At 59.8% G+C, this 25,809-nt stretch carries 23 protein-coding genes and 1 tRNA gene; 11 read left to right on the top strand and 13 right to left on the bottom strand.

Annotated features, from left to right (window positions below; translation table 11 throughout):
• Positions 1-108: 108 nt before the first annotated feature.
• The 5 genes from KW403_RS11915 to KW403_RS11935 all read left to right on the top strand — a co-directional run bounded on the left by KW403_RS11915 (position 109) and on the right by KW403_RS11935 (position 5,701).
• Positions 109-1,575, top strand: coding sequence for a glutamine synthetase family protein (locus tag KW403_RS11915; RefSeq protein ID WP_223019700.1), 1,467 nt, complete (start codon positions 109-111; stop codon positions 1,573-1,575).
• Between the two features lie 104 nt (positions 1,576-1,679).
• Positions 1,680-2,792 (top strand): polyamine ABC transporter substrate-binding protein, encoded by a 1,113-nt coding sequence (locus KW403_RS11920; RefSeq protein WP_378596310.1) that lies wholly within the window; start codon positions 1,680-1,682, stop codon positions 2,790-2,792.
• A gap of 24 nt (positions 2,793-2,816) precedes the next feature.
• On the top strand, positions 2,817-3,956 hold the full coding sequence (locus KW403_RS11925; RefSeq protein WP_223019702.1) for an ABC transporter ATP-binding protein: 1,140 nt from the start codon (positions 2,817-2,819) through the stop codon (positions 3,954-3,956).
• A gap of 6 nt (positions 3,957-3,962) precedes the next feature.
• Positions 3,963-4,874: an ABC transporter permease subunit gene (locus KW403_RS11930; RefSeq protein ID WP_223019703.1), complete on the top strand. Its 912-nt coding sequence runs from the start codon at positions 3,963-3,965 to the stop codon at positions 4,872-4,874.
• 2 nt (positions 4,875-4,876) lie between these two features.
• Positions 4,877-5,701: an ABC transporter permease gene (locus KW403_RS11935; RefSeq protein ID WP_223019704.1), complete on the top strand. Its 825-nt coding sequence runs from the start codon at positions 4,877-4,879 to the stop codon at positions 5,699-5,701.
• Between the two features lie 17 nt (positions 5,702-5,718).
• Here KW403_RS11935 and KW403_RS11940 read toward each other — a convergent pair whose 3' ends face one another.
• The gene (locus tag KW403_RS11940; protein ID WP_246637764.1) at positions 5,719-7,566 is read right to left on the bottom strand and encodes an AsmA family protein; all 1,848 of its coding nucleotides are present in this window, start codon (positions 7,564-7,566) and stop codon (positions 5,719-5,721) included.
• 305 nt (positions 7,567-7,871) lie between these two features.
• On the opposite strand from KW403_RS11940, the gene KW403_RS11945 reads away from it, so the two are divergent.
• Positions 7,872-9,830 (top strand): acetoacetate--CoA ligase, encoded by a 1,959-nt coding sequence (locus KW403_RS11945; RefSeq protein WP_223019705.1) that lies wholly within the window; start codon positions 7,872-7,874, stop codon positions 9,828-9,830.
• 301 nt (positions 9,831-10,131) lie between these two features.
• Here KW403_RS11945 and KW403_RS11950 read toward each other — a convergent pair whose 3' ends face one another.
• The 3 genes from KW403_RS11950 to KW403_RS11960 all read right to left on the bottom strand — a co-directional run bounded on the left by KW403_RS11950 (position 10,132) and on the right by KW403_RS11960 (position 16,574).
• A complete protein-coding gene (locus KW403_RS11950; RefSeq protein WP_223019706.1) occupies positions 10,132-11,829 on the bottom strand; it encodes an ABC transporter permease in 1,698 nt (565 codons plus the stop codon).
• Positions 11,830-11,919: 90 nt separating this feature from the next.
• The gene (locus tag KW403_RS11955; RefSeq protein ID WP_378596306.1) at positions 11,920-12,978 is read right to left on the bottom strand and encodes a Fe(3+) ABC transporter substrate-binding protein; all 1,059 of its coding nucleotides are present in this window, start codon (positions 12,976-12,978) and stop codon (positions 11,920-11,922) included.
• A 179-nt stretch (positions 12,979-13,157) separates the two neighbouring features.
• A complete protein-coding gene (locus tag KW403_RS11960; protein ID WP_223019707.1) occupies positions 13,158-16,574 on the bottom strand; it encodes a PAS domain S-box protein in 3,417 nt (1,138 codons plus the stop codon).
• Between the two features lie 351 nt (positions 16,575-16,925).
• On the opposite strand from KW403_RS11960, the gene KW403_RS11965 reads away from it, so the two are divergent.
• From KW403_RS11965 to KW403_RS11980, 4 genes are all read left to right on the top strand, one after another.
• Complete coding sequence (locus KW403_RS11965) at positions 16,926-17,381, top strand: phasin (protein ID WP_223019708.1); 456 nt, start codon at positions 16,926-16,928, stop codon at positions 17,379-17,381.
• A gap of 207 nt (positions 17,382-17,588) precedes the next feature.
• Positions 17,589-17,665, top strand: a tRNA-His gene (locus KW403_RS11970).
• Between the two features lie 143 nt (positions 17,666-17,808).
• Entirely contained in the window at positions 17,809-18,423 is a 615-nt protein-coding gene (locus tag KW403_RS11975; protein WP_223019709.1) for a hypothetical protein, read from the top strand.
• 74 nt (positions 18,424-18,497) lie between these two features.
• Positions 18,498-18,782 (top strand): hypothetical protein, encoded by a 285-nt coding sequence (locus tag KW403_RS11980; protein ID WP_223019710.1) that lies wholly within the window; start codon positions 18,498-18,500, stop codon positions 18,780-18,782.
• A 21-nt stretch (positions 18,783-18,803) separates the two neighbouring features.
• On the opposite strand, the gene KW403_RS11985 is transcribed toward KW403_RS11980, so the two are convergent.
• The 3 genes from KW403_RS11985 to KW403_RS11995 form a co-directional block, all read right to left on the bottom strand.
• Positions 18,804-19,907: a GGDEF domain-containing protein gene (locus tag KW403_RS11985; protein ID WP_246637765.1), complete on the bottom strand. Its 1,104-nt coding sequence runs from the start codon at positions 19,905-19,907 to the stop codon at positions 18,804-18,806.
• Positions 19,908-19,993: 86 nt separating this feature from the next.
• Positions 19,994-21,565 carry an exodeoxyribonuclease VII large subunit gene (gene xseA / locus KW403_RS11990; RefSeq protein WP_223019711.1) on the bottom strand — a complete coding sequence of 524 codons (1,572 nt, stop codon included), beginning with the start codon at positions 21,563-21,565 and terminating at the stop codon, positions 19,994-19,996.
• Between the two features lie 69 nt (positions 21,566-21,634).
• On the bottom strand, positions 21,635-22,597 hold the full coding sequence (locus tag KW403_RS11995) for a LysR substrate-binding domain-containing protein (protein ID WP_223019712.1): 963 nt from the start codon (positions 22,595-22,597) through the stop codon (positions 21,635-21,637).
• 163 nt (positions 22,598-22,760) lie between these two features.
• Between KW403_RS11995 and KW403_RS12000 the strand changes: the two genes are divergently transcribed.
• Positions 22,761-23,063, top strand: a complete 303-nt coding sequence (locus tag KW403_RS12000; protein WP_223019713.1) for a DUF1127 domain-containing protein — start codon at positions 22,761-22,763, stop codon at positions 23,061-23,063.
• A 119-nt stretch (positions 23,064-23,182) separates the two neighbouring features.
• Here the strand turns inward: KW403_RS12000 and yacG are convergent, their stop codons facing one another.
• From yacG to KW403_RS12030, 6 genes are all read right to left on the bottom strand, one after another.
• Positions 23,183-23,380, bottom strand: coding sequence for a DNA gyrase inhibitor YacG (gene yacG / locus KW403_RS12005; protein WP_223019714.1), 198 nt, complete (start codon positions 23,378-23,380; stop codon positions 23,183-23,185).
• A gap of 1 nt (position 23,381) precedes the next feature.
• The gene (locus KW403_RS12010) at positions 23,382-24,014 is read right to left on the bottom strand and encodes a Maf-like protein (protein ID WP_223019715.1); all 633 of its coding nucleotides are present in this window, start codon (positions 24,012-24,014) and stop codon (positions 23,382-23,384) included.
• 26 nt (positions 24,015-24,040) lie between these two features.
• Positions 24,041-24,259 carry a translation initiation factor IF-1 gene (gene infA, locus KW403_RS12015; RefSeq protein WP_006200926.1) on the bottom strand — a complete coding sequence of 73 codons (219 nt, stop codon included), beginning with the start codon at positions 24,257-24,259 and terminating at the stop codon, positions 24,041-24,043.
• Between the two features lie 126 nt (positions 24,260-24,385).
• Complete coding sequence (locus KW403_RS12020; protein ID WP_223019716.1) at positions 24,386-24,832, bottom strand: arsenate-mycothiol transferase ArsC; 447 nt, start codon at positions 24,830-24,832, stop codon at positions 24,386-24,388.
• Between the two features lie 37 nt (positions 24,833-24,869).
• Positions 24,870-25,355 (bottom strand): UPF0262 family protein, encoded by a 486-nt coding sequence (locus KW403_RS12025; protein WP_223019717.1) that lies wholly within the window; start codon positions 25,353-25,355, stop codon positions 24,870-24,872.
• A gap of 1 nt (position 25,356) precedes the next feature.
• Positions 25,357-25,803 carry a DUF2948 family protein gene (locus tag KW403_RS12030; RefSeq protein WP_223019718.1) on the bottom strand — a complete coding sequence of 149 codons (447 nt, stop codon included), beginning with the start codon at positions 25,801-25,803 and terminating at the stop codon, positions 25,357-25,359.
• Between the last annotated feature and the right edge of the window lie 6 nt (positions 25,804-25,809).

Here is a 25,809-nt window from a genome sequence, read left to right on the forward strand (position 1 = left end):
GCTTACTCCCGCCTCGTCTGCTAGTGCGGCACCAACTCTTCCAACCATTGACAAGGTTTGAAAATCCGGCGCAGGCTTTGTCATCCGCAATCATGAAACAGGCCAATCTTGAACCGCCCCGCAACGAATATCGATACAGACGTTAAGCCCAGTCCTGCCGTTTCGCCAGAAGCCGGCGACGAAATTTCAACAGAAGCTGATCCTGCCTGTGGAGATTTCATCTCCGCCGATCACGAGGCCGAATACCGCGCCTTTGTCGAACAGCACCCGGACCTGGAGGCGGTCGAATTTCTGATTGTCGATCCCAACGGCATCATCCGCGGCAAATGGGCGCCGGGCGACAGCCTCAAGAAGGCATTTCAGGAAGGGGTGAATTTTCCCATGTCGCTGCACGGCCTCGATGTCTGGGGTCGCGAAGTCGAGGAAACAGGGCTCCACATCGAAACCGGCGACAAGGACGGCTATTGCCGGGCAACGCGTGGGTCGCTTGCGATCGTGCCATGGGCACGGCGCAAGACGGCGCAGGTGCTGCTCCAGACCTTCACGCCTGAGGGAGAACCCTTCATGGCGGATTCACGCCAGGTGCTGAAGCACAAGGTGGCGGAAGCAAATGCGAAGGGGTTCTTTCCGGTCGCGGCATTTGAGCTGGAATTCTACCTGCTCGACCCTGAAAAGCAGGATCCGGCCGGCATGCCCACACCGCTTGGCGCGGGCGAAGGGCCGGACCGGCTGCGTATGTACGGGCTCGACGACCTCGCCGAGAACGCGGCACTTTTCGACATGATCCGCGATGCGGCGGACGCACAGAACCTGCCGATCGACACGATCATCAAGGAGGCAGCACCCGGCCAGTTCGAGGTCAATCTGAAACACCGGACGGACCCTTTGCGGGCGGCAGATGACGTGATCCTTCTGCGCCGCATCGTGATGGGTTGCGCGCGCGAGCATGGATTGACGGCCACGTTCATGGCCAAACCCTTCATCGATTATGCGGGCAACGGCATGCACGTGCACACATCCATGCTCGATGCAGACGGGCAAAACGTGTTTGCCGGCGAGACCGGGCGCGTACGATTATTGTCGGCGGTGGCCGGGTTGATCGACACGATGCCCGAATCGCTCATTCTCTACATCAATACCTGGAACGGATTCCGGCGCATCACGCCCGGCTCCTATGCGCCCACCCACGCAGTGTGGGCGGAAAACAACCGCTCTGTGGCACTGCGAATTCCCGTGTCAACCGAGGAGAACCGCCGTGTGGAGCATCGAATTTCAGGGGCAGATGCCAATCCCTATCTCGTCATGGCGGCGATCATCCAGGGCATGATCGAGGGCATTGAAGCGGGCGCGCAGCCGCCGCCACCGGTGGAAGGCAGTGCCTATGACGAGAGAGCGGATATCGGGAGAGAATTGCCCGACGACATGGATGACGCCCTGCAGCTTGCTTCAAGAAGCCGTTTCATCGACCGGGCGCTCGGGCAGCTGTTGGCGAAGGTCTATCGAGATCTGAAACGTGCTGAAATCATCGCCTTCTGGAGTGAGATAACACCGCTTGAACGCACCACTTATCTTTGAGCGCAAACAGAAATTTGGCGCTTGTCGCATCCCTGAAACGTCAATAGGGTTGATGAAAACATGCGGGTGTCGGCGGCGATCTGTGTGCCGGCAAAAACAGTCCCTTGGGGAGAATTTCCATGCTGCGTAAAACACTTCTAGCCTCCTGCGTTTCCCTTGCTGCGCTCTCGATCTCGATGGCGGCGAATGCACAGGATCGCGTCGTCAACGTCTACAATTGGTCGGACTATATCGATGACTCCATCCTTGAGGATTTCACCGAGGAAACAGGCATCAAGGTCGTCTATGACGTCTACGATTCCAACGAGATCCTGGAAACAAAGCTGCTCGCGGGCGGCTCGGGCTATGACGTGGTGGTGCCATCGGGCGAGTTTCTCGGCCGGCAGATCAGCGCAGGCGTCTTCCAGAAGCTCGACAAGGACAAGCTCTCCAACCTGTCCAACATGTGGGACATGATCAACGACCGCGTGGCGGTCTACGATCCCGGCAACGAATACTCGATCAATTACATGTGGGGCACGACAGGCGTCGGCTACAATGTCGGCAAGGCGGAAGAGATTCTCGGCACCTCCAAGGTCGATACCTGGGATGTGATGTTTACGCCGGAACTGGCGGCGAAGTTCAAGGATTGCGGCATCTACATGCTGGATTCAGCCAGCGAGGTGGTGCGTTCAGCACTCATCTATCTGGGCCTTGATCCGAACGCACCCTCTGCGGACGATCTCGCCAAGGCGGAAGAACTGCTTCTTTCGGTGCGTCCATACGTGCGCAAGTTCCATTCATCCGAATACATCAATGGTCTTGCCAATGGCGACATCTGCCTGGCGCTCGGCTATTCGGGTGACATTTTTCAGGCGCGCGACCGTGCGGCGGAAGCCGATCAGGGCGTAACCGTCGGCTATGCGATCCCCAAGGAAGGCGCGCTTCTCTGGTTTGACCAGATGGCTATTCCGGCTGATGCAAAGAATGTCGAGGAAGCGCACGAATTCCTCAACTACATCATGCGTCCGGATGTGATCGCCAAGGCGTCGAACTATGTCGTCTACGCCAATGGCAACAAGGCGGCCCAGGCGGAGATGGACGAAGAAGTGGTCGGCGACCCGGCTGTCTATCCCGACGAGGCCACGATGGAGAAACTGCAGGCGCCGCTCCCCTACGACATGCGCACGCAGCGCCAGGTGACGCGTATGTGGACCAAGGTGGTGACGGGCCAGTAGGTCGTTTCAGGGCAGGGGACGCCGATGAAATCGCTCGGCAGCACACGTCGCAGCTTTGCCCCCTGGGCCGATCCCCAGGCGAAGCCGTATATCTCGTTTGAGAATGTCACCAAAAGGTTCGGTGACTTCACGGCGGTTGATGACCTGTCCCTTGATATCTATGAGCGCGAGTTTTTCGCGCTCCTGGGCGCTTCTGGCTGTGGCAAGACCACGTTGCTGCGTATGCTGGCGGGATTCGAGCAGCCCACTTCCGGCCGCATCTTTCTCGACGGGCAGGATCTTTCGGGCATCCCCCCGCACAAGCGACCGGTCAACATGATGTTCCAGTCCTATGCGCTGTTTCCGCACATGTCGGTGGAAAAGAACATCGCCTTCGGCCTGAAGCAGGATCGCATGCCCGCAGACGAGATCGCCGACCGGGTGGCTGCCATGCTCAAACTGGTGAAGCTGGAGCCTTTTGCCAAGCGCAAGCCGCACCAGCTATCGGGCGGTCAGCGTCAGCGCGTCGCGCTCGCCCGCTCGCTCGCCAAACGGCCGAAGCTCTTATTGCTGGACGAGCCCCTGGGCGCGCTCGACAAGAAGCTGCGCGAGGAGACGCAGTTCGAACTGGTCGATCTGCAATATGATCTCGGCCTCACTTTCATGGTTGTGACCCACGATCAGGAAGAGGCCATGACCATGGCCGACCGCATTGCCGTGATGGACCGGGGCAAGGTCATTCAGGTGGCGACGCCAGCGGAAATCTACGAGGCACCGAACTCACGTTTCGTGGCCGATTTCGTCGGTTCCATCAATATGTTCGAGGGGCAGGTGACCGCTTCCGACAACGAGATGGCCAACATTGCCGACGCGTCCGGGTTCGAGCTTTCGGTGCTCAATGGCGCGGGCGCGGAGAAGGGGGCGAATGTTTGGTTCGCCGTGCGCCCCGAGAAGATCGATATTTCCCGCAACCGGCCGGAAGGTGCGGTCAACGCGGTTGAGGGAGAGGTCTGGGATATCGCCTATCTGGGGGACATGACCATCCACCATGTGAAGCTGGATGACGGCCGTATCGTGAAGGCCAGCAGCATCAACCGCCGCCGAGCGGCGGACGATGTGCTGACATGGCATGACCGGGCCTGGATCTCTTTTCCGGCGGATGCCGGCGTCGTTCTGACGCGGTAGCTGACGATGGCGCGTTTCATCTCAGCAATCGCCGCCCGTTTCGTTATCGCGCTGCCCTATCTGTGGCTGCTTGTCTTCTTCCTTGCGCCGTTTCTCATCGTCTTCAAGATTTCCCTTTCGGAACCGGCGCTTTCCATGCCGCCTTATCAACCGGTTTTCGATCTCTTTGCGGGATTTCCGGCGTTTTTTGAGAAACTGGGCGCGCTTTCGTTCAGCAATTATCTGTGGCTGTTCGATGACCCGCTCTATGTGAACGCCTATCTTTCGAGCATCTGGATTGCCGGCATCTCCACGCTGATCACACTGGCTGTGGGCTATCCCATCGCCTATGGCATGGCGCGGGCACCGGCCTCGATCAGGCCCACGCTTCTCATGCTGGTGATCCTGCCTTTCTGGACGAGCTTCCTGATCCGCGTTTATGCATGGATCGGCATCCTGAAGCCGGAGGGGTTGCTCAACCAGTTCCTGTTGTTCCTGGGAGTGATCGACGAGCCGCTCGTCATTCTCAACACAACCACCGCCATCTATATTGGCATCGTCTATTCCTATCTGCCCTTTATGGTTCTGCCGCTCTATTCGACGCTTGAAAAGATGGACGGATCGCTGATCGAGGCAGCGCGCGATCTGGGCTGTCCGCCCATCGCCGCGTTCTGGAAAGTGACGTTTCCCTTGTCGCTGCCCGGAGTGGTGGCCGGCTGCATGCTGGTGTTCATTCCGGCAGTGGGCGAATTCGTCATTCCCGATCTTCTGGGCGGGTCGCAGACCCTGATGATCGGCAAGACACTCTGGACCGAGTTCTTCAACAATCGTGATTGGCCGGTGTCGTCCGCCGTGGCGGTCATCCTGCTCCTGATCCTGATCATACCAATCATGCTTTTCCAGCGCTCGCAGGCGCGCTCACGCGAGGCGGGGAATTAGCCATGGCCGGAAGTTGGGGACGTTTCAACATTGTGTCACTGGTGCTGGGGTTTGCCTTCCTGTACCTGCCGATCCTTCTGCTGGTGATCTATTCCTTCAACGAGTCGCGACTGGTCACGGTATGGGCGGGCTTCTCGACAAAGTGGTATGTGGAGCTCTTCTCCAATCGTGGCCTGATGGATGCGGCCTGGGTGACGGCAAGGGTTGCCTTCCTGTCGGCCACGGTGGCAACCGTGCTCGGCACGATGGCGGCCATTGCGCTGACACGCTATACGCGGTTTCGGGGGCGGCTTCTGTTCTCTGGAATGGTCTTCGCGCCGCTCGTCATGCCGGAAGTCATCACCGGTCTGTCACTTCTGCTTTTGTTCGTGGCGATCAATTTCGACCGTGGATTCTTCACGGTCACCATCGCGCACATCACCTTTTCCATGTGTTTCGTGGCGGTGGTGGTTCAGTCCCGCCTGATGAGCTTCGATCAGTCGCTTGAAGAGGCTGCGCTCGATCTCGGCGCAACGCCGGTGAAGGCGTTTTTCCAGGTCACGCTGCCCGTGATTTTGCCGGCGGTGATTTCAGGCTGGATGCTGGCTTTCACCCTGTCACTCGATGATCTCGTGATTGCAAGCTTCACCTCAGGTCCCGGTGCAACGACGCTTCCCATGAAGATTTACAGCCAGGTGCGGCTCGGCGTGACGCCGGAAATCAATGCGGTCTGCACCATTTTGATCGGGATTGTGGCGCTGGGCGTCATCGCCGCTTCGATCGTTACCAAGCGGCAGGAAGTTCAGCGGCGTCGCGACGAGCAGGCAGCCATAAGAGTCGCAGCCTGAGCCAGACGCAGGCTCGGCTACTCGATCAGAAAGGGTGCGATGAAGGGCGCGTTCCAGGAACCGCCAACGAAGAAGGTTTCGCGCGGGCCCTGATCCGGAAGGTTTTCCTCCGCTGCAGTCTCCCCGCTGGAAGGTGTTTGCGGCGGCAGGATGCTGCCTGAAAGGGCAATGCCCCGGCCTGCAAACGGAACCAGCCCGCCAAGCGTGATCCTTTCTCCAGTGGAAAGACGGGCTTCCGCCGTGTCGATCCACGCAATGCCCCCTGCCAGAGTCGCCTTCAAGTCCGCACCCTCGATGGGGAGTTCGCCATCGGCGATGTCCTGCAAGGGGAAAAAGCTGCCCTTGTCATTATGCTCCCGAAAGGTTTCGAGATTGAGGCCGACAATGCTGCCCTTGCCGAAATTGGCCGAGATGGAACCATCGGATGTTTCCAGGATCTGGTTCAGTGTTTCGCCATGCCCTTTGAGAAACACTGAGAAGGAGCCTTTGGCTCTCGGCATGAAGGCGGTGAAATGGAGCTTCTCTCCCATCAGCCCGCCGTCAATGTTCTCGGCCGCAATGCGAAGTTCGGCATGATCACGGCCCTCGACATTGTCGAGTCGGACACCGAGCTGAAGCATACCTCCGAAAGCGGTGGCGTCGGAAATGTCGAGGCTCACCAGGCCGTCACGAACCTGCGCGGTCGCAGCCACATCGGTCATCGATACCGAACCTGCAGAAGCCTGCGTGGCCGAGAGGCGAAGGTCGAAGTTGAGATCATGCGCCCAGGAAGCCGCAACTGCCTGCGCCGGTGCGTCGGGTTCGGGGGCAAGGGTTTTCAGCAGAGTGCCAAGATCGAGCGCATTGAAGGCAAGCGTTCCGGAGATGGTCGGACGCGGATCGGTAAACGCCACGTCGAAGACGCCGGTTGCATTGCTGTCCCCGAGGCTGAATTCCGCGGTCTCGAATTTTACACGTTTGGCATCGCCGATGATTGTGCTGCGAAGCTTTGCAGGCTTGATCGTGCTGCCGGGCCAGTCCTCGAGCAGTGTCCATTCCAGTACACGCTGAAGGGAGGGGGCCGAGCTTTCCAGAGTGCCGTTGACGAAGGCATTGTCTACGAGATCGGCTTCACCTTTGAAAGACAGCGTCAGCGGCGCGCTCTTCAGTGAGAGCGAAAGAGCGGTCTTGCCGCCCGCGAGCAGAAAGAGCGGCTCGTCGGTCGAGGCATCAAAGGAGAGACTTTCGCCGTGCCAGATGCCTTTGACTGAAAGCGTGGCCGCGCGGTTGAGGGCAGGCCAGTTGAAGGTCCCCGTAAGGCCGCTGAGAAATGGCGGTTTGTTGTCCCCGTTGAGCGCGATAACCCGGCCATCCTCGACTTCGACTGCCGCGAAACTGTCGCTCGGCAATGCACTTTTGTCAGGCGATGCCGGATCCGCTGCAAGCAGCTCGCGGGCCGTATCAACCGATTGTGCGAGCTTGCCCCAATTGGGGATGGTCGGAATGCGCATGACACCGTCCGTCTCATCAAGCCGCAGAACCGGATGCACCAGCCGGATCTTAGTGAACACGACCTTGCCACGCAGGGCTGCGAGTGCGGAAAGGTCAATCTCGACACGCTCGGCTTCCATGACCGGTGCGCCATCGTCGTTCCAGTCGGACAGCACAACATCATTCAGCACTGCGCTGAAGGTAGGCCAGACACGGATTTGGGGGGCGTCGTCCAGGCGAATGCGATATCCGCTCCAGGCGCTGAGCTGCTGGGCCACGCTGTCGCGCACGATCTGCGTGGAAGCCAGGATCGGTAGGCAAACCACCACCAATGCCGCAAGCACGGCGGCGATCAACAGAGCCCAAATGCTTTTCTTCATTGCCGGCGAGGGCATGGAACCTCATCTTCGGCGTTCCGCCCGGCAAACTTGCGGCCAGAGTGAACGCGGTCAACTTGATGGCCGGAAATGCCACGACACAGCTGTGCCGGCAAACCGACTTCACAGCTCCTTACGGGTTTAAACATGACGTATGGCAATTCAAGGACTTGTCGCACCGTGAAGGGGTATTGCACCGCTTTCTGCAACAACCTGGCGGGTTTGATGCCGGAAACGGGAATTGATTCAAATGAAACCATTGCCGATGTGAGGCGGAATTGCATAAGAAGAGCATACGCCTGGAGGGCCGCGAGGAGGAAAGAATGAAGGCAACGGAGCCACTTTGGACCCCATCTCAGGGGCGGAAGACCGACGCGCCGATATCGGCTTTCGCCAGATGCGCAGAGAAGGTCGCTGGCCGTAGCCTACTTGACTATGATGCGCTTCACGCATGGTCGATCGAAGACCGTGAAGCGTTCTGGTCTCTCGTCTGGGACTTTTGCGATGTCATCGGCCACAAGGGCGCTCGCATCCTGGCAAATGGCGAGCAAATGCCGGGGGCTTCATTCTTCCCGGATGCGAGACTGAACTTCGCTGAGAATCTGCTGCGCAGGACCGGCAGCGACGATGCGGTGGTTTTCCGGGGCGAAGACAAGGTAGAGCGAAGGCTCTCCTGGGATGCGCTGCGTGCGCAGGTGTCGCGTCTGCAACAGCTCTTCCGCGATCGGGGCCTGAAGGCCGGCGACCGCGTGGCGGCGATGATGCCGAATATGCCCGAGACGCTCGCTGCAATGCTTGCGGCCACGTCGCTCGGTGCCGTCTGGTCGTCCTGTTCGCCCGATTTCGGCATTCAGGGGGTGCTCGATCGGTTCGGCCAGATCGAGCCGACAATTTTCATTGCGCCGGACGGCTATTGGTACGGCGGCAAATCCTTCGACGTTTCAGACAAGACCGCTGCCGTCCTCGATAAACTGCCGAGCGTGAAGCTGGCGTTGATTGTCGACTATCTCGGGCATGCTCAAGAGTCCGCTGCAAAGATCGGCAAGGCCGAGGCTTACGGTGAGGCGGCGGAGCGCTACGAGGAGGGGCAGCTTGTCTTTGAACGCCTTCCCTTTTCACATCCACTCTACGTCCTGTTTTCCTCCGGTACGACCGGTATTCCGAAATGCATAGTGCATTCGGCGGGCGGCACACTTCTCCAGCATGTGAAGGAGCACCGCCTCCATGCAGGTCTGAAGCCCGGCGACCGCCTGTTCTATTTCACCACCTGCGGCTGGATGATGTGGAATTGGCTGATGAGCGGGCTGGCGTCGGAAGCCACGCTGCTGCTCTATGACGGCTCTCCATTCCATCCTGACGGAAATGTGCTTTTCGATTATGCCGATGCCGAGCGCATGACATATTTCGGAACCTCGGCAAAGTTCATCGATGCGGTGCGCAAGGCCGGTTTGAAGCCCATGGAAAGCCACGACCTTTCTACGGTCGAGACATTATCCTCTACTGGCTCGCCGCTGGCGCCGGAGAATTTCGCCTTCGTTTATGAGGGGATCAAGAAAGACATCCATCTCGCCTCGATCTCAGGCGGGACGGACATTGTCTCCTGCTTTGTGCTCGGGGTGCCTACCTTGCCGGTCTGGGTCGGCGAGATTCAGGCGGCGGGACTCGGCATGGCGGTTGAAGTCTGGGACGATGAAGGGCGTCCTCTTGAAAAGGGTAAGGGCGAACTCGTGTGTACCCGCGCGTTTCCGGCCATGCCGATCGGGTTCTGGAACGATCTGGAAAACGAAAAATATCACACAGCCTATTTCGACCGGTTCGACAATGTCTGGTGTCACGGCGATTTTGCCGAATGGACGGAGCATGGCGGCATTGTCATCCATGGCCGTTCCGACGCGACGCTGAACCCCGGCGGCGTGCGCATCGGCACGGCGGAGATCTACAATCAGGTCGAGCAACTGCCGGAGATCCTCGAGGCGATCTGCATCGGACAGGAGTGGGAAGACGATGTGCGCGTTGTCCTTTTCGTGCGGCTGGCCGAAGGTGTGAGGCTCGACGAGGCGCTGGAAAAGACGATCCGCACCAAGATCAGAACAGGGGCAAGCCCGCGTCACGTGCCGGCGCGCATCGTGGCAGTGGCGGACATCCCGCGCACGAAATCCGGAAAAATAACCGAGCTTGCCGTGCGCGACATCGTTCATGGCCGCGCGGTGAAAAACAGGGAAGCGCTCGCCAACCCCGAGGCACTGGATCTCTATCGCGACATTCCCGAGCTTCGTCAGTGAAACCGGTTCGGCATGGTAAACAAATGATGAAGCTGAAATTTACCGAGACTTTACAAGTGGTACGGTTCGGTAAACTTCTCTGCGAACCGGTAAGGTTCTGTTAAGGGTTTGCGCGCGATAGTGCCGGCTAACTTGACGAGCCGGACACAGGTTCCGACTGTTCATGCAGATGTTCGCCAAGCCTCGTTTTTGACAGCATTCAAGATCCTTCAGGCGCCCTTTACGGGCGCTTTTTTTTGCCCGGATTTTTGGGCGCCCATGCGGTCGCATCAACGAGGCAAACCAGTGTCTCGATAGGGTGTCAGGTGTTGTGATCACGCATGAGCGGGCGCGACAGAAGAACGACCGGCACGATAGCCGTCGCGATGATGAGGAGCGCCGCCACGGCGCCGTCTTCCACCACACCGCGGGACGCGTTTTCATAAACATGCGTCGCGAGCGTGCGGAAGCCGAAGGGGCGCAGGAGAATGGTCGCCGAAAGCTCCTTCACGGTGTCCACAAAGACGAGGATGGCCGCCGTCAGGATGGCAGGTTTCAGAAGTGGCAGGAGAACGGCGAGCGCGCTCTGGTTTGCGGTTTTGCCGAGGCTACGGGCGGCCTGATCCAGATTGGGCGGTAGCTTTTCAAGCCCCGAGCGGACCGCGCTTTCGGCCAGCGCCAGAAAACGGATCGTGCAGGCTATAACAATGGAAGCTGCCGTGCCGGTCAGGAGAAGGCCGGTGGAAAAGCCGCCATAGGTGCGTGCAGCGCTGTCGACCGTGTTGTCGATGGCGGCGAGAGAGAGAAGCAGGCCAAGGCCGAGGATCGTGCCGGGCAGGGCATATCCGATGGAGGCAAGCCGCACGAGCGCCATGGTGTAGGGCGAGCGCGAGAGACGCATGGCATTGAGAAGCAGCAGCGCGATGACGACGGTCGCAATCGCGGTGATGCTGGCCACCGTAACGCTGGTCAGGAACGCCTGCAGAACCTGTGGATCCGCAAACTGGTAGAGCCGTTTCGAGACATAGCGGACGAACACGAAAAGCGGAATGCCGAAGCCTGACAGAATGGGCAGGCCGAGGGCGCCAGTTGCCAAGATGCCTTTGAAACCTCGGAGCGGCAGACGAGGCGGGCGCACGTGCATCTGGGTGCCACGGGCGCTGTGAAAACGTTGCTTGCGGCGCGCCCATTGCTCGGCTGTCAGAAGCAGGAACACGATCACCAGCATCACGGAAGCGATCTGTGCCGCCCCTTCGAGGCTCCCGCGATTGAGCCAGGTGGCGTAGACCGACAGAGTGAGCGTGCGAACGCCGAGATATTCCACCGCGCCGATGTCGTTGAGTGTCTCCATCATCACCAGCGCCAGGCCGGCGACGATGGCCGGGCGGGCGACAGGTAGAAGAATGCGGAAGAAGACGCGTGCCGGCCGCGCGCCCAGCGTGCGCGCCACATCGGCAATGTTTCGTCCCTGCATGAGAAAGACGACGCGGGCCGTGAGATAGACATAGGGGAACGTGACGGACGTGACCACGAGGGCTGCGCCCCAGGTGGAGCGGATGTCGGGAAACCAGTAGTCGCGCGCGCTTTCGAAGCCGAAGACGGCGCGGAGCGCTGTCTGCACGGGGCCGACATAGTGGAAGAATTCGCCAAAGGCATAAGCGGCCAGATAGGTGGGAACCGCGAGCGGCAGCACCAGTGCCCATGAGAGAAGCCGGCGCAGCGGGAACTCATAGCCCACCACCAGCCAGGCGGATCCGACACCGATGAATGCCGTACCCATGGCAACGAGGCCGAGCAGGATAAGCGTGGTGCCAAGCGACTGCGGCAGCACGTAGCGCAGGAGATGCGGCCAGGCTTCCCCCGTGCCGGAAAGCGCGACGAAAAGTATGGTGGCGACAGGAAGCATGACCGCCAGCGCGATTATGAGACTGCCGAGCCGCGCGGCACGGTGGCGCTCTCCCCGAACGCGGGGAAAACGGTGTTCACGAAGAGGTGCTGTCGGCGCTGGCTGGAGGGTCATGACAACTGAGGCGATATGGCGGCGGGTTTACCCGCAAAAGCAAAAAGCCGGGCCCTGCAAAGGACCCGGCTTTTGCGTCTTAAAGATGGATCAGCTGGCCGGGCCGTCATCGAGACCGACACGGTCAACCATTTCGGAGGCCGCCTTGCGGTTTTTTGCGATCTCGGCAAGCGGCAGGCTGTCCGGCTTGATCTGGCCGAAGGACTGCACGGTTTCCGACACCGTGGCACCCGGAAGAACCGGATACTCGTAATTGGTCTCGGCGTAGATCGACTGGGCCTCGGCGCTGCCCAGGAAGCGCATCAGCTCAAGCGCATTGTCACGGTTCGGCGCGTGCTTGGCCATTGCCATCCCCGAAATGTTGACATGGGTGCCGCGATCCTTGGAATTGGGGAACAGGACCTTCATCGAAGCGGCCCAGTCCTTCTGCTCCGGCTCTTTCTCATTGTTGATCATGAGACCAACATAATAGGTGTTGCCGATGCCCAGATCGCACTCACCGGCATAGATGGCCTGTGCCTGCGCCCGGTCGTTGCCGCTCGGCTTGCGTGCGAGATTGGCCTTGAGGCCCTTCATCCACTCTTCGGCCTTCTCCTCACCGTGATGGGCGATCATGGAGGCGAACAGAGCAATGTTGTAATTGTGCTGGCCACTGCGCATGCAGATCTTGCCCTTCCACTTGGGATCGGCGAGCTCTTCATAGGTGATCGTGTCCTGCTCGACGCGCTCCTTGGAGGCATAGACAACGCGGCCGCGCGTGGTGACACCGAACCAGTGGCCTTCCGGGTCGCGGAACTCGGACGGAATTTCGGAATTGACGGTCTCGTCCTCGACGGGCTGCGTGATGCTCTTTTCCTTGGCGTTCATTAGACGACCAATATCGACGGTCAGGATGACATCTGCAGGCGAGTTCGAGCCTTCCGCCGCAATGCGGTCCTCAAGGCCCTTGTCCAGGAACAGGACTTCGGTCGCAATTCCGGTCTTTTCGGTGAAAGCGTCGAGCAGCGGCTTGATGAGGAAAGGTTGGCGATAGGAATAGATGTTCACCGTTCCCTCTGCCTGAGCCGCAGGCAGGGTTGTGGCAAGCGTTCCCGCTGCAACAAGCGCGGCGAGACCGGCGCGGGCAGCGATCAATTTGTTTGTCAGCATTGGTGTCTCCAAACCTGTGGGATTAAAGGTCCCAGGGAATGCGCAGCTGTTGCTCCGCAATGCGGGGACATCTCGCGGAAAAAACACCGTGCGTCAAGAAAAATACAAATAATATCATTAGTTTAGAAGTATTCTAAACTACAAATGTCATCTTTTCTGACGTTGGTTTGAGCGAAGCCTTAGTCGGCGAGAACGCGCGTCGGTGGGAAGGAAACCTCAACCAGCGTTCCTTCGCCCGGAACCGAGTTGATGGCAAAGGCTGCACGATTGGCTTCCACCATGGCTCGGGTCAGTGGCAGGCCAAGACCCGTTCCATCCCCGCGCTTACGCTTCAAGCTGTTGATTTGCTTGAAAGGTTTCAGCGCTTCCTCGACCTCTGCTGGGCTCATGCCGATGCCGGTGTCGCGCACGCGCATGATGACCGAGCCGTCCGCGCTATAGGCCGTCGATATGATCACTTGTCCGCCGGCGGGCGTATAGCGCACCGCATTGGACAGAAGATTGAGCGCGATCTGGCGAACGCTGCGCGGATCGGCGACCACATCCGGCAGATTGGAAGCGAAGCTCGAACGAATGATGACGCGCTCGCGATTGGCCTGCGGCTGCATCATGGCGACGGTTTCGCCCAGGACATCATTCAGGGACACGGCTTCGTAGTGCATCTCCTGCTCACCGGCTTCGATCTTGGAAATGTCGAGCAGATCGTTGACGAGATCGAGCACGTGATTGCCCGAACGGTTGATGTCCTGCAGGTAGTCGCGATAGCGGTCATTGCCGATGGGGCCGAATTTTTCATCGAGCATCAACTCGGAAAAGCCGATAATCGCGTTCAGCGGTGTGCGAACCTCATGGCTGACGCGGGCCAGAAATTCGGTTTTCTGCGAGGAGGCGCGTTCGGCTTCGGCGCGCGCCTGCGTCAATTCCTCGGCCGCGCGCTTCCACTGTGTGACGTCGCGGAGAACGGCGCAGAACCCGCTGCTGTGAGGAAGGCGTCCGATCGTCATGAAGAGCGGAATGAAGCGCCCCTGAGCCTCGCGTCCGATGACCTCAAGGCCATCATTGAGCACGCTGGCGACGCCGTTGTCGGAAAGGCTTTCCAGATGGGCGCGCACCGCTCCCTGGCTTTCAATGGCAAACAATGCGGTAAAGGGTTTGCCGGTCACGTCCTGGGCGTCGAAGCCGAAAAGAGCTTCCGCCGGCCGGTTGGTCGAACGGACATTGCCGTCATTGTCGATGATAACCACACCGTCTGTCGCGGTGTCGACAATCGCGCGCATCTCGGCCAGATGCATCTGGAGCTCGGCGGTCTGCGCCTCCAGTTCGGCGTCGTTCACCGCTTCGGCCTGGGTATCAGCAGCGCCGGTCTCTGCTGTTATGGCAGCGCCGTTCATCTCGTTTTCGATAGGCTGCAGTGCCAGAAGAAGCGCCTTACCATCGCGCCAGGGAACGGATTGCAGATGCGCATGAACGTCGTGCTCGTCCCCTTGGGCGGTGCGGATCGTCAACGCTTGGGTATCGGCGGGAGCTTGCGAAGCCTCGTAGCTTTCCGGAAAAAGCACGTCGAGGCCGCCGCTTTCCTCAAGCGCTTTCAAATCCGCATAGCCGGTCAGATCAAAAAACGCCTTGTTGGCGTAATGGAGCCTGTCTCCCGCATGAATGAGGATCGGCAACGGTAGCCCGGCCAGCAAACCGGGGCTGTTCTCGTCGCTGCCTGCGGGCATGCTGTAAAATGCCGAGGGTACGATTGCCGGTGACGCCGTTGGAGCAGGCACCGGATCGTCGGCCTCCATGGCCGGCAGATCGGTTCGATCATCGGTCGCCGCTGCCTCGGGCTCTTGCTCAGCTGGTGATGCGTCTTCACTGCGCGCACTGTCAGCGGCAGAAGCCGGCTCGTCCGATGCGCTTTCCAACGCCTGTTCACGCACCTGCGAGGATGTATCGTTTGCGATCGTATCGCGCTTCCCCACTTCGTCTTCCGGATGATTCTCCTGGCGCAGACGCGCTCCGATCTCACGGAAGGCGGTTGCTTCCGTCGGAGAGAGACCGCCTTCAGAGGTCAGCGGGGTGCGGTGCTCCGCAAGGCGGATGATCTTGACCTGCTCGGATGGGGGGCCGTCTGTTTCCTGAGAAGGCTGGGGCGTTGCGGGGATTTCGACTTCCGCATCTGAACCGGCTGGATCTGAACCGGCTGGCGGTTGTGTCGGTTCCGTCGCCGGGTCCTCCACATCGTGCGGCTGGGATTCCAGGCGCTCCTCCGGCGCGGCAGGCTCAGTCGCTGTAAATTCCGTCTCATCGCGCGAGGGCAGGGCGCCGCCGGGTGCGAGCACGAGACCGATGCCCTCGGGGTCTGTCACAGCGTCGTTCATACGCGCCAGACCGAATCCGTGAAAGCCTTCGAAAATACGGCCTCGGCCATAAATGGGAAGGGCGGCAAGATCGACGGGAACCTTCAGATCAGTTCCTTCGATAGGCCACATGACCGTGCGACCGGACCACGTGTCACGACGCTCCAACAGCGCCGAAATACGGCCTTCGGGATCAAGTCCGAACGCGTTGGACACTTCGCGGAACCGGCGACCCATAACATCGGCTGCCGCTGGGCCGACGGCCTCGGCGAAAGCATCGGACAACGCGGTAAAGCGGCCCTCCGCGTCGGTACGCCAGGCAAAGCGGACAGTGCCTCTGGGGCGCTCTACCGGAGCCGATGAGGCGCATTCTTCCGTAACATGTGCAGCGGTTCGGGCAGGTGGGGTTTCCTTCATGACCTGCGGGTCGTCTGTCGCGGCTTCCGGGACGTCCACGTCTGAAACACGCTCGGGCGTCTCGGTCAGCGGGGCCTCGACAAGCGTTCGATCCGTCGGTGACGATGCGGTGTCTGCGGCCGCGAGAACCGCCTCCGGGCCCGGATGCTCGTCTTGCTGGAGCGGCGCGTTCTGCTCGTCGACCACCACGAGCAGATGCCAGGCGGGGTCGTCAGTCAGCCTTGCGAAGGCAGCGGGACGGCGGCGCCCCCCACCTTCTACCATGCGCTTGACCAACCGGTCCTTCTCTTCGCGCACTTCTTGGACCAGCGTGCGCAGCGTGTCGCGTTCGATGCCCAGCGCTTCAAAATTGTTGGAAGCCGCTGCAATGGAGCCATTCTCGTCCACAAGGGCGGCAAACTGGTCAGCTGCGTCGAAGCCCTGGACCGCGGCTGTTGCGCGATAGCTGTCCTCGCGCATGCGCGTCGAAGTCGCCTTGGATGCGAGCAATATAGCCGCCTCGCCGCCGGGCAACACAATCGTCGATGCACTCAGATTGACGATCGGAGATCTGACACCGCGTCCAAGTCGGGTGGCGACACCGCGTTCCCCGGAAATTCTCGGAAAGCCCGGCGTGGCGGAAATCTGGCGCCGGGTTGTCATGGACAGGCCGCTCTCGGCGCCAATGGCCTCATCGATGTTGCCATGGCCGATCAGCGCCGCGCCGGGGCCGTTCGCCCAGATCACAGTGTCGAGCGCGGTGGTGAGGATGAGCAGTGCATCGCCAGCGGCAAAGCGCTCCCGCACCTGATCCAGAACCGCAATGTCAACAAAGGAGTATGAGACAGACGCCATTCAAACGAGCCAAACACTTTTCTTCACGCGGGCCGGCCGGAGATTCGCAGGGCACGGCAATCGCAACGGTTCAAACAGCATCGGGCTGCCATCCTCAACCGCAGAACGCGGCATCCCGACAACGACGTTAACACCTTATTAATAAAAGCATGTGGCCGCGAGGTCCACAAATGCCTATCGCCGATGACCCTGAATTCTCGTTGATTGGTTAATCGCGTGGAGGTGGAAATGCTGCATCGCAACAAAAATGTTGCAATGCACAATACGTGATGCTATATACGCACCATGAATTGTCGGGCGGGTGTCAACCAGACGGAGACCGCCGTGAACGAGAACCAAAGGACCTTGGATATGACCAAGACCACGCAGAAAGACAACGGAACCGTTGAGTTCCCAACGTTTGACGCGACGCAGGCGAGCGAACAGTTTCGCGCTTTCGCCGAGAAGAGCGCCGAGCAGACGAAAGAAGTCTATGCCCGCATGAAGGTGAATGCTGAAGAGACCCAGAAGGCTCTCGAGGCGACCTTTGAAAATGCCAAATCGGCTAGCAACGAGTTCACCACGAAGTCGATTGCTGCGCTGCGCGAGGGCACCGAAGCCAATCTCGCTCATCTTGAGGCTCTGGCTGGCGCCCGTTCGTTTGCCGAGTTGATCGAGATGCAGAGCAACTTCATGCGCAAGCGCATGGAAGTGGCTGTGGACCAGATGAAGGACTTCCAGGCTACCTCGCAGAAGTCGGCCGAAACGGTTGGGAAGCCGATGAAGGACGTCTTCGAGAAAACGGTCAAGGAACTTCGCGTCGCCTGAGGCGTTTAGCGCTTAAAGAAAGTCCGGCAGCGCACTCCTCCTCCCGTCGCTGCCGAGTGGGTCCGAAACCTCCTCCCTTCGGTCCCTTGTGAAAAAGACCGGGATCCTCCCCCCGGTCTTTTTTCTTTTGTTCTTTTGGCTTGAAAAAGCGATCATTTGCCCGTATTGACGCGGACGCCGGTCACGGGTCGTGTGCGCCGGCCGTGTGCGGTTGTAGCTCAGTTGGTTAGAGCGCAGGATTGTGGCTCCTGAGGTCGGTGGTTCGAATCCACCCAACCGTACCATTTCTCCAAAAATCTTCCGGATTTCTTCCTTCATTGCAGCGGTGCCGTAAATCGGTCCCTTCTGGCGGCCTACGCCTTTTTATCATTTGCCGATAGCGGATCATTCTCCCAGACTGGTCAATGCCTGTAGCAGGGAGGTCGAGATGGGCGTTCTGGTCGACGAGAAATTCTGGACAATGGCCACGAACCGGATGTGGTTGAGTTTCCCGCCACCCGACCGGCCGATTTCGAACCAGGAGCTAGCGGAAATTCTGGAGATCGGCTGTCGAACCTTCTCGGAGGTTCTGTCTGATCCGGACTACGCCCGAGATCTGGAAGAAGTGATCGCCCTGCGTGACACGGTGGACACAGACGCGCCGGGATGGCTTGAGGACTTCCGAGGGTTCTTTGAGAGATTTGCTCAGCGTGAACGCGCGCTCCTCGTCCAGTCCCAGATGGATGAACAGGCGGCGGTCACACTTCTTGCGGCGCTGCGCGAGATCGTCACGCATGCCGCTGAAGTGGAGCGGTGGATCGCGGAAACCGAGGACCTCAATCGATTGTTCCAGGTCTCGAGAGAGATCTGTTGCGGCTATGCTGAGAGGGCACGGAATGAAGCGGTCCATGCCTCGCCGGAAGAACGCAGAAAACTGCTGCATGATGCGCTGGAACTGGTCGGGGCCGGCGCCATGATCGCGATCAACACGGCGGCATGGGAAGCGACATCCGTGATCGGCGGCAGCCTGATGATCATCGGCGTCGTGCGCCGGCGCTTCTAAGGAGGGACCATTCCGGCCTTTCGGTCAGCAGAGCCGTGTAACGCGTGCGGCGGATGGAGAACCCGGAGACAAGCATGAAGGATCTGCTTCGATTGTCGCGTTACCACTGGTCGGTTCTGTTCTTGGTGATGTCCCTCTGTGCCTTCGCCACAGCCTTTTTGTCGTTTCAGCTTGTCAACATCGCATTGGCGAATCTTGAATTCATCCTGAAGCACGGCCTCATGGGCATTGCCGATGGCGGGCTCGTGCAGTTCCTGTCGATCCTTGCAAAGGGATTGCTGATCGTGGCGTTCTATTTCTGCTTCAAGGGTATTGAAGCCGAGTTGCTGCATAGATGGCGGAACATCGACCATCGATGAGGGAGGCGCAGATCGGCGCTATCAGGCTGCCAAGGCGATCTCGACCCGGTTGCGACCTGCTTTCTTGGCACGGTAGAGCGCCATGTCTGCGCGTTTGAAAACAGTCGTGAAGGCTTCGGATTCCGTGGCGCCATCGTTTGCGTAAAGGCCGATACTCACACTGAGTGTGACGTCCAGCTTTCCTTCATGGCGATAGGGCGTTCCGGCGATGGCCTTGCGAAGCCGTTCGCCGAGGCTGAACGCACGTTTGACGTCATGCGAGGGCAAAACAAGGGCAATTTCCTCGCCGCCGTAACGCGCCACCAGATCTGTCTTGCGGACATTGGATCGAACAAGAACGGCCAGGTGCTGCAAAACCTTGTCGCCGACATCGTGTCCGTGGGCATCGTTGATCTGCTTGAAGTGATCGATGTCGATAAGCATCAGTGCACAGGCATCGCCCTGCTGGTTGGCGGTTTCCATCAGGTCGGGGCCTCGCAGGTCGAAGGCGCGCCTGTTCGCCAGACGCGTCAGCGAATCCGTGGAGGCTTCCTGAGTAAGGACACTCTCACGCTCAAACTGTCGCTTTTGCCGATCAACGATGCCACCGACGATCATCGTGCCCAGAATGTTCATGACCAGCATGACAGGACCGACGTTCTTCAATATGCCCATCGCTGTTTCAAACGGGAGAAGAAACATCGAGACCAGCGAACCAGCGCAGAACACACCGAGTAGGGCGAAAGAAACCAGACCAGTGCGCCGGCCCTTGAAATACAGGGCAAAAGCGATGCCGGCACTCGCGCACACCAATATGCCGACCCCACCGGGAAGCGCGCCGGCTCCACCCAGCCACAACCGGTAGGTAAAAGCCGCAAGTGTCGTAACGGCGACGGCTAGCCAGCCACCAAAGGTCATCGCGAGAATGACAAAAGCATTGCGCAGATCGAAAATGATACCCGGCGCGACTTCTACCGGCAGCATCATTGAACCCACGGCGCCGGCACCGAAAACAATCGCGACCAGCGTGTGACGCACGCTCGGTGTGGGGCAACTGCGCAGGACGATATCGTAAAACAGCGCGGCAATCGCCGCGATCCCCAAATTCTGCAAAACGCCGGAAACCAGCAGCGCGTACGTCATCATACTGCCCCCACTCTGCCGGGACGGTAGGCCCTCAAGGTTTCCATGGGGTAAAGGAAGCGATCTGTCACGGCTTCCTGCGGGACTTGCTAGAAGAGGCTTCCCTGGCCCTTCGGCCCATCCTCGGAAGCTTTGCCTTTCTTTACGCTGGCAGCGACCTTGCGGCCATCGCTGGCGGCGACGGCACGCGCCATACCATCGGCGAATTGAATTTGCAGCTCGAGACCGGGTTGAATGTCGCCCGCGCGTTTCAGCGGCAGGTCGTCGGGCCCGCGCACCAGCGCGAATCCGCGCTCCAGAACTGCTTCGTGAGAAAGCGACTTGGCAAGCCGCATGGCCTGATCAGCGCTGGCGTGGCCCTGTTTCAACAGGAGATCGACCTGTGTGTCCGCGCGCCTCCCTCTCTGAGCAAGGCGATCACGCCAATGGGTGATGCGCTGGTTGAGTGCAACGGGAGTCACGCGGGCCGCATCGCGGTCGAAGCGCGTCCGCTGGGCGCGGACAAGTGCGAGAAACACGCCCGGCAGCCGCTCGCCGGAAACACTCGTGCGGCGTCTGGCCTCGGTCAACCGGCGTTCTAACGTCGCTGGCGAAAGGCGCAGACTGTTGAAGGCGATGCGCTTGCGCTGTGTCGCAGCAGACAGAGCGCGACCGAGGCGCCCCGCCGCCTCGTCAAAGCGCCGCCGAGGCAGGGCAAGAAGCTGATCGGGCGATGGCAGCGCTCGTGAAAGCGCCCGCAAAGCCTGACGCTTGCGATCTCCTTCGCGGGAAATCGCACCTTTGAGACGAGCCGACAGCCGCGCAAGAGAGGCTTCCATTTCCGCCTTGACCGGTACTGCCATTTCCGCAGCACCCGTGGGGGTAGGCGCGCGTCGATCGGCAACGAGGTCAATTAGCGTCCAGTCGGTTTCATGACCGACAGCGGAGATGACCGGGATATCGGATGCCGCAACGGCTCGCACCACCGCTTCGTCGTTGAAGCCCCACAGATCTTCAAGACTGCCGCCGCCGCGTGCCACGATCAGAAGGTCGGGTCGGGGCAGGGGGCCCTCTTCAGGCAGTGCGTTAAAGCCGGCTACGGCGTTCGACACCTCTTCCCCCGTGGTCTCGCCCTGCACACGCACGGGCCATACCATCACGTGGACGGGAAAACGGTCGGAAATCCGGTGAATGATGTCGCGGATGACAGCACCGGTGGGCGAGGTGACCACGCCGATGACGCGCGGCATGAACGGTAGCGGCTTCTTGCGAGCGTCCTCGAAGAGGCCTTCGGCGGCGAGCTTTTTCTTGCGTTCTTCCAGAAGCGCCATCAGCGCGCCGGCACCGGCCGGCTCGATGCTGTCGATGACAATCTGATATTTCGAGGAGCCCGGATAGGTGGTCAGTTTGCCGGTGGCGATGATCTCCAAACCTTCCTGCGGGAGGAATTTGAGCTTGGAGAACACGCCGCGCCAGATCACGGCTTCGATCCGCGCGCGGTCGTCCTTTAGGGCGAAATAGGCGTGGCCGGAGGAATGGGGACCGCGATAGCCGGAGACTTCTCCGCGCACGCGCACATGGCCGAACGCGTCTTCCACGGTGCGCTTCAGCGCACCGGAAATCTCACTGACGGAAAACTCCGCAACGTTGCTTTGCGAATCGGCTGGGCGGGATGTGTTCATGGCAAGGGATTGAGACGGGCCGCACCCGCAGGGTCAAGCCCGCGAGGCAAATCCATCCACATGGCTCTCCTACCAGCCATTCATCACCTGACCGGGCCGCAGCCGCTTGGCGCGTGAATTGAGAAAGGCGCTCTGAAAGTCGAGATTACCGCTTTCCTCCATGAATGCAGGGACGGAGAGGTTGTCCAGACTTTCGCTGATATGCCGAGCAAGCGCATCGATGATCTCCACCTGCCCGGTGTGTCCGCGCATCAGACCGATATGGCAATCGGGCAGGGGCTTAAAACCGTCGGCCTCGCCGAGAACCCGCATACCAGGCCGCAAAGCACATTCCGGCAGGACAGAGACGGCCAGACCGGACAGAACAGCAGTGGCGATGACTGTGGCCGAAAAACTGGTGAAGAGAACACGATACTGCCGGCCTTCCTCTTCCAGCGCTGCGCAGGCGGTGCGTCGCCACAGGCAGTTGGGCCGTCCGAACGCCATGGGCAGCACCTCACGTTCGTGCACGGTGTGGTTTGCCGAACTCACCCAAAGCACCGGCTCTCGCCGAACGGGCTCCGAACCACCTTTGGAATCATCATGGGTAACAAGCGCGAGATCGAGGTTTCCCCGCCTGATGTGTTCGACAAGATTGGTCGTGGGCTCGCACGCAACAGAAAGTTCGACACGGGGATTGGAGCGGGAAAAGCGCGCCATGATCTCGGGCAGGAAGCGGTCGGCGTAATCGTCCGGCGTGCCGATCCGGATATGGCCCTCAAGGCTGGCATCGTCGAAGGCCGCCAGCGTCTCGCGGTTGAGACGCAACATGCGGCGCGCATAGGTCAGGAGCCGCTCGCCTTCCTCTGTCAGCCGGTTGGTTCGGCCATCCTTCTGAAAAAGGGCCTTGCCGATCCGCTCTTCAAGACGGCGCATCTGCATGGAGACGGCCGACTGGGTGCGGTGCACTTCCTCGGCCGCCCGCGTGAAGCTTCCCGTGTCGGCAATTGCAATAAAGGTCGTGAGCTGGTCGAGGTCGAGGGGGGCGGCCATGGCAAAACCTATCATAGATGTTGATGACAGAGATTAAAAACATTCGTTCGACTAATCAATAACAGTTTGTCACTCTGCCATCATTCACGAGACGGGCCCTTCGGATCCACCGGATGGGGTGCCCGCTCATCACTTTCGTTCAAGACACAAAAGGATCAGAACGATGACCCGCGCCGCGACCCAGCCCTTCGCCATGACCGCTGCTTCACAGCCGGCCGGCGTGGTGCGCGCGATTGCGGCGTCAATTCTGGCCAAGGCAAAGAATTACCGCCAGACGCGAACCGCAATGCGCCATCTCTCCGAAATGTCCGACTGGCAACTCGCCGACATCGGGCTGACGCGAAGCGATGTGGACATGGTGGCCTTACGGGGCCCGCGAAAGCTCGCAACGCAAGCCCTACAGGAAATCGCACATGAACGCACACGCATGAGCGCGCTCCACGGCGGGGCGACGCTGCGCATCTGACATCAAAGAGGTTTGTCTCCCTATGCAGGCATGACTCCCGCTAGGCCGGCTTCCCCCCGGCAGCCTGCACATTGCCCGGTCCTCTGGACCGGGCTTTTTTTTGGAACGGAAAGCGCCGGTCAGGCGGGGTCGCCATCTTCCTCGTCGACCGCGCGGCCGGGGATCGCATAGCTGCCCGAAAGCCAGCGATTGAGGTCCACATCCTTGCAGCGTTTCGAACAGAACGGATAGAATGCTCGTTCCGAAGGCTTTCCGCATTCAGGACAGGGGCGTTTTGGACGCAGTGGCGTGACATTTTCAGGCGAATTCTGGTTCATTCTAACGTGCCCCGGCACCTGACAGCCAGTTGAAATGAACCTTGTATCCTTCCGCCACAAGCAAGTTGACCGTCTCGTAGAGGGGCAGACCCACGACGTTGGTGTAGGAGCCCACAAGCTTGACCACGAAAGTCCCGGCAAGACCTTGAATGGCATACCCGCCTGCCTTGCCGCGCCACTCTCCGGACGCCAGGTAGCTTTCAAGCTCCTCATGCGAGAGACGCTTGAAGCGGACGCGCGATTCGACGAGGCGCTGGCGCACCTTTCCCGAAGGGGTAATCACACAAAGACCGGTGTAGACCCTATGGGTGCGCCCGGAGAGGAGTTGCAGGCAGTTGGAGGCCTCATCCACCATCTCGGCCTTGGGCAGAATGCGACGCCCGACAGCAACCACCGTGTCGGCAGCCAGCAAATAGCAGCCTTCTGCCTCTCCGTCCTTTTTCAGTCGTTCGTGTGCCTTCTCTGCCTTGCCGAGCGACAGGCGTTTGGCAAGCGAGCGCGGATGTTCGCTCTTGAGCGGCGTTTCATCGATGTTTGCAGGCGCCAGGCGATCAGGCTCGATACCCGCCTGCTGCAGAAGCTCGACGCGGCGGGGTGAGCCGGAAGCCAGCACGAGTTTGTGCAGTGCGCTCATTGCAAGTTCACCAGCCGCGACTGTGCTTACTTGAAGCGATAGGTGATGCGACCCTTGGTCAGGTCGTAGGGCGTCATTTCAACGAGCACCTTGTCGCCCGTGAGAACGCGAATGCGGTTCTTGCGCATGCGACCGGCCGTATGGGCGATAATCTCGTGTTCGTTTTCCAGTTTGACGCGAAACATCGCGTTGGGCAGCAGTTCGGTGACCACGCCTGGAAACTCCAGGACTTCTTCCTTTGGCATCCGTTACCTTCGGTTTTTAAAGAATTTCCCGACCGACGGCCGGAATTTGGCGCGGAACCTAGCTCATTCATCACTCTTTGTGAACAAGCCAAAGCTCGGCAAGCGTCAATTTGTGTCGGTTTTGTTTCATGTTTCAAAGCGCTGCGCAATGGCAGCGGCCAACCGGTCGCGCACATCGCGGTAGGCAGCGATGATCTGATCGCGCGTGCCGCTGACGACAGTGGGGTCCATGGTCGGCCAGTATTCGACATCCGTCGCGATTGTCCGGGTCATGTCGAGTGCGCGGTGATGGGCTTCCGGCGAAAGGGTAATGATGAGGTCGAAATTGGTGTCGGCCAGCTCCTCAATGGATTGCGGCTGACGCTCTCCAAGCGAAAGACCCTTTTCATCCAGAACCGCATCGACAAAAGGATCGCGTTCGCCGGCGCGCAGGCCGGCGGAGGCCAGAAAGACGCTGCGGGGCAGCAACTGACGGGCAAGCACCTCAGCCATGGGCGAACGAATGGCATTCATGCCGCATAAAAACAGCACCGACTGCGGCGCCGGCTGTCTGCCTGTTGCGCCGGGAGTCATGGCCGCGCTCCTATGGGGGCGGCGTTCTTGACGCGTATCAGCCCCGCCAATGCAGTACGCAAACCAGTGTGAATAGCCGCCGAGCGGTGTCGAAATCCACCTCGATCTTGTCCTTCAGGCGGTCCATCAGCGTCTGCGATCCCTCATTGTGCAAGCCGCGTCGTCCCATATCGATCGCCTCGATCTGACTGGGCGTCGCGCTGCGAATGGCATCGTAATAGCTTTCGCAGATCAGGAAATAGTCTTTCACGATGCGGCGAAAAGGGGTGAGAGAAAGGATATGTGTCACCACGGACTCACCATTTTCCCGTGAAATGGCGAAAACGAGCCGGGCTTCAACGAGCGACAACCTCAATTTGTAAGGCCCCTGACCCGTGTCGCCGACAGGCCTGAAGCTGTTTTCCTCGACCAGGTCGAAAATGGCCACCGCGCGCTCATGCTCAATGTCCGGGGTCCCGCGGCCTACGGACTCATCGAGTTCGACATCGATCAAACGTGCCGTATCGGAGCCCTGGTCGGTCATCTCAAACGTCGTGTCTTGGTCGGCTTGGTGTCTCCCAGGCCGCGCCGAGGTCGGTCAGTCGTGCCTCGATGCATTCGACATCAAGCCGCAATGCGGCGTCACCGGAGAAGATCAGCTCGACAACCCCTGCGGGAACCTCCGCAGATGGTGTAAACTTGACCGCCAGAAGCGACAGAACGTCTTCCGTGCGGCCACGGTCAATGCCCGCTGCACGCACATGCAGCACCCGGTCGAAGTGGACGATGCACCGGCGGCGCTCATGAGGCGTCTTGCGCATGAAGCTGCGTTTGGTTTCGTTTTCCCAGACAAATCGGTTGCAGGCGACAGCAAACCGCCGGTTCGAGGGCTCGAAAGCCAGATCGCCGACCTTGATCACCGCATCCTGCAAATGCGCGGACAGGATACCGAGATCGATATCATCGAGCGCTACGAGCTTGAGAAAATCCATGACCAT

This window comes from Nitratireductor kimnyeongensis, assembly GCF_019891395.1.
Classification (GTDB): Bacteria; Pseudomonadota; Alphaproteobacteria; order Rhizobiales; family Rhizobiaceae; genus Nitratireductor; species Nitratireductor kimnyeongensis.

Excerpts from the sequence above, each read along its gene's own strand:
- KW403_RS12020 (WP_223019716.1), bottom strand. The coding sequence starts at position 24,832 with ATGACTCCCGGCGCAACAGGCAGACAGCCGGCGCCGCAGTCGGTGCTG.
- KW403_RS11940 (WP_246637764.1), bottom strand. The coding sequence starts at position 7,566 with ATGCCCTCGCCGGCAATGAAGAAAAGCATTTGGGCTCTGTTGATCGCC.
- KW403_RS11985 (WP_246637765.1), bottom strand. The coding sequence starts at position 19,907 with ATGATGACGTACGCGCTGCTGGTTTCCGGCGTTTTGCAGAATTTGGGG.
- KW403_RS11925 (WP_223019702.1), top strand. The coding sequence starts at position 2,817 with ATGAAATCGCTCGGCAGCACACGTCGCAGCTTTGCCCCCTGGGCCGAT.
- KW403_RS11975 (WP_223019709.1), top strand. The coding sequence starts at position 17,809 with ATGGGCGTTCTGGTCGACGAGAAATTCTGGACAATGGCCACGAACCGG.
- KW403_RS11945 (WP_223019705.1), top strand. The coding sequence starts at position 7,872 with ATGAAGGCAACGGAGCCACTTTGGACCCCATCTCAGGGGCGGAAGACC.
- KW403_RS11955 (WP_378596306.1), bottom strand. The coding sequence starts at position 12,978 with ATGCTGACAAACAAATTGATCGCTGCCCGCGCCGGTCTCGCCGCGCTT.
- KW403_RS11995 (WP_223019712.1), bottom strand. The coding sequence starts at position 22,597 with ATGGCCGCCCCCCTCGACCTCGACCAGCTCACGACCTTTATTGCAATT.
- yacG (WP_223019714.1), bottom strand. The coding sequence starts at position 23,380 with ATGAACCAGAATTCGCCTGAAAATGTCACGCCACTGCGTCCAAAACGC.
- KW403_RS12000 (WP_223019713.1), top strand. The coding sequence starts at position 22,761 with ATGACCCGCGCCGCGACCCAGCCCTTCGCCATGACCGCTGCTTCACAG.
- KW403_RS11965 (WP_223019708.1), top strand. The coding sequence starts at position 16,926 with ATGACCAAGACCACGCAGAAAGACAACGGAACCGTTGAGTTCCCAACG.
- xseA (WP_223019711.1), bottom strand. The coding sequence starts at position 21,565 with ATGAACACATCCCGCCCAGCCGATTCGCAAAGCAACGTTGCGGAGTTT.
- KW403_RS11930 (WP_223019703.1), top strand. The coding sequence starts at position 3,963 with ATGGCGCGTTTCATCTCAGCAATCGCCGCCCGTTTCGTTATCGCGCTG.
- KW403_RS11935 (WP_223019704.1), top strand. The coding sequence starts at position 4,877 with ATGGCCGGAAGTTGGGGACGTTTCAACATTGTGTCACTGGTGCTGGGG.
- KW403_RS11960 (WP_223019707.1), bottom strand. The coding sequence starts at position 16,574 with ATGGCGTCTGTCTCATACTCCTTTGTTGACATTGCGGTTCTGGATCAG.
- infA (WP_006200926.1), bottom strand. The coding sequence starts at position 24,259 with ATGCCAAAGGAAGAAGTCCTGGAGTTTCCAGGCGTGGTCACCGAACTG.
- KW403_RS12025 (WP_223019717.1), bottom strand. The coding sequence starts at position 25,355 with ATGACCGACCAGGGCTCCGATACGGCACGTTTGATCGATGTCGAACTC.
- KW403_RS11950 (WP_223019706.1), bottom strand. The coding sequence starts at position 11,829 with ATGACCCTCCAGCCAGCGCCGACAGCACCTCTTCGTGAACACCGTTTT.
- KW403_RS11980 (WP_223019710.1), top strand. The coding sequence starts at position 18,498 with ATGAAGGATCTGCTTCGATTGTCGCGTTACCACTGGTCGGTTCTGTTC.
- KW403_RS12010 (WP_223019715.1), bottom strand. The coding sequence starts at position 24,014 with ATGAGCGCACTGCACAAACTCGTGCTGGCTTCCGGCTCACCCCGCCGC.
- KW403_RS12030 (WP_223019718.1), bottom strand. The coding sequence starts at position 25,803 with ATGGATTTTCTCAAGCTCGTAGCGCTCGATGATATCGATCTCGGTATC.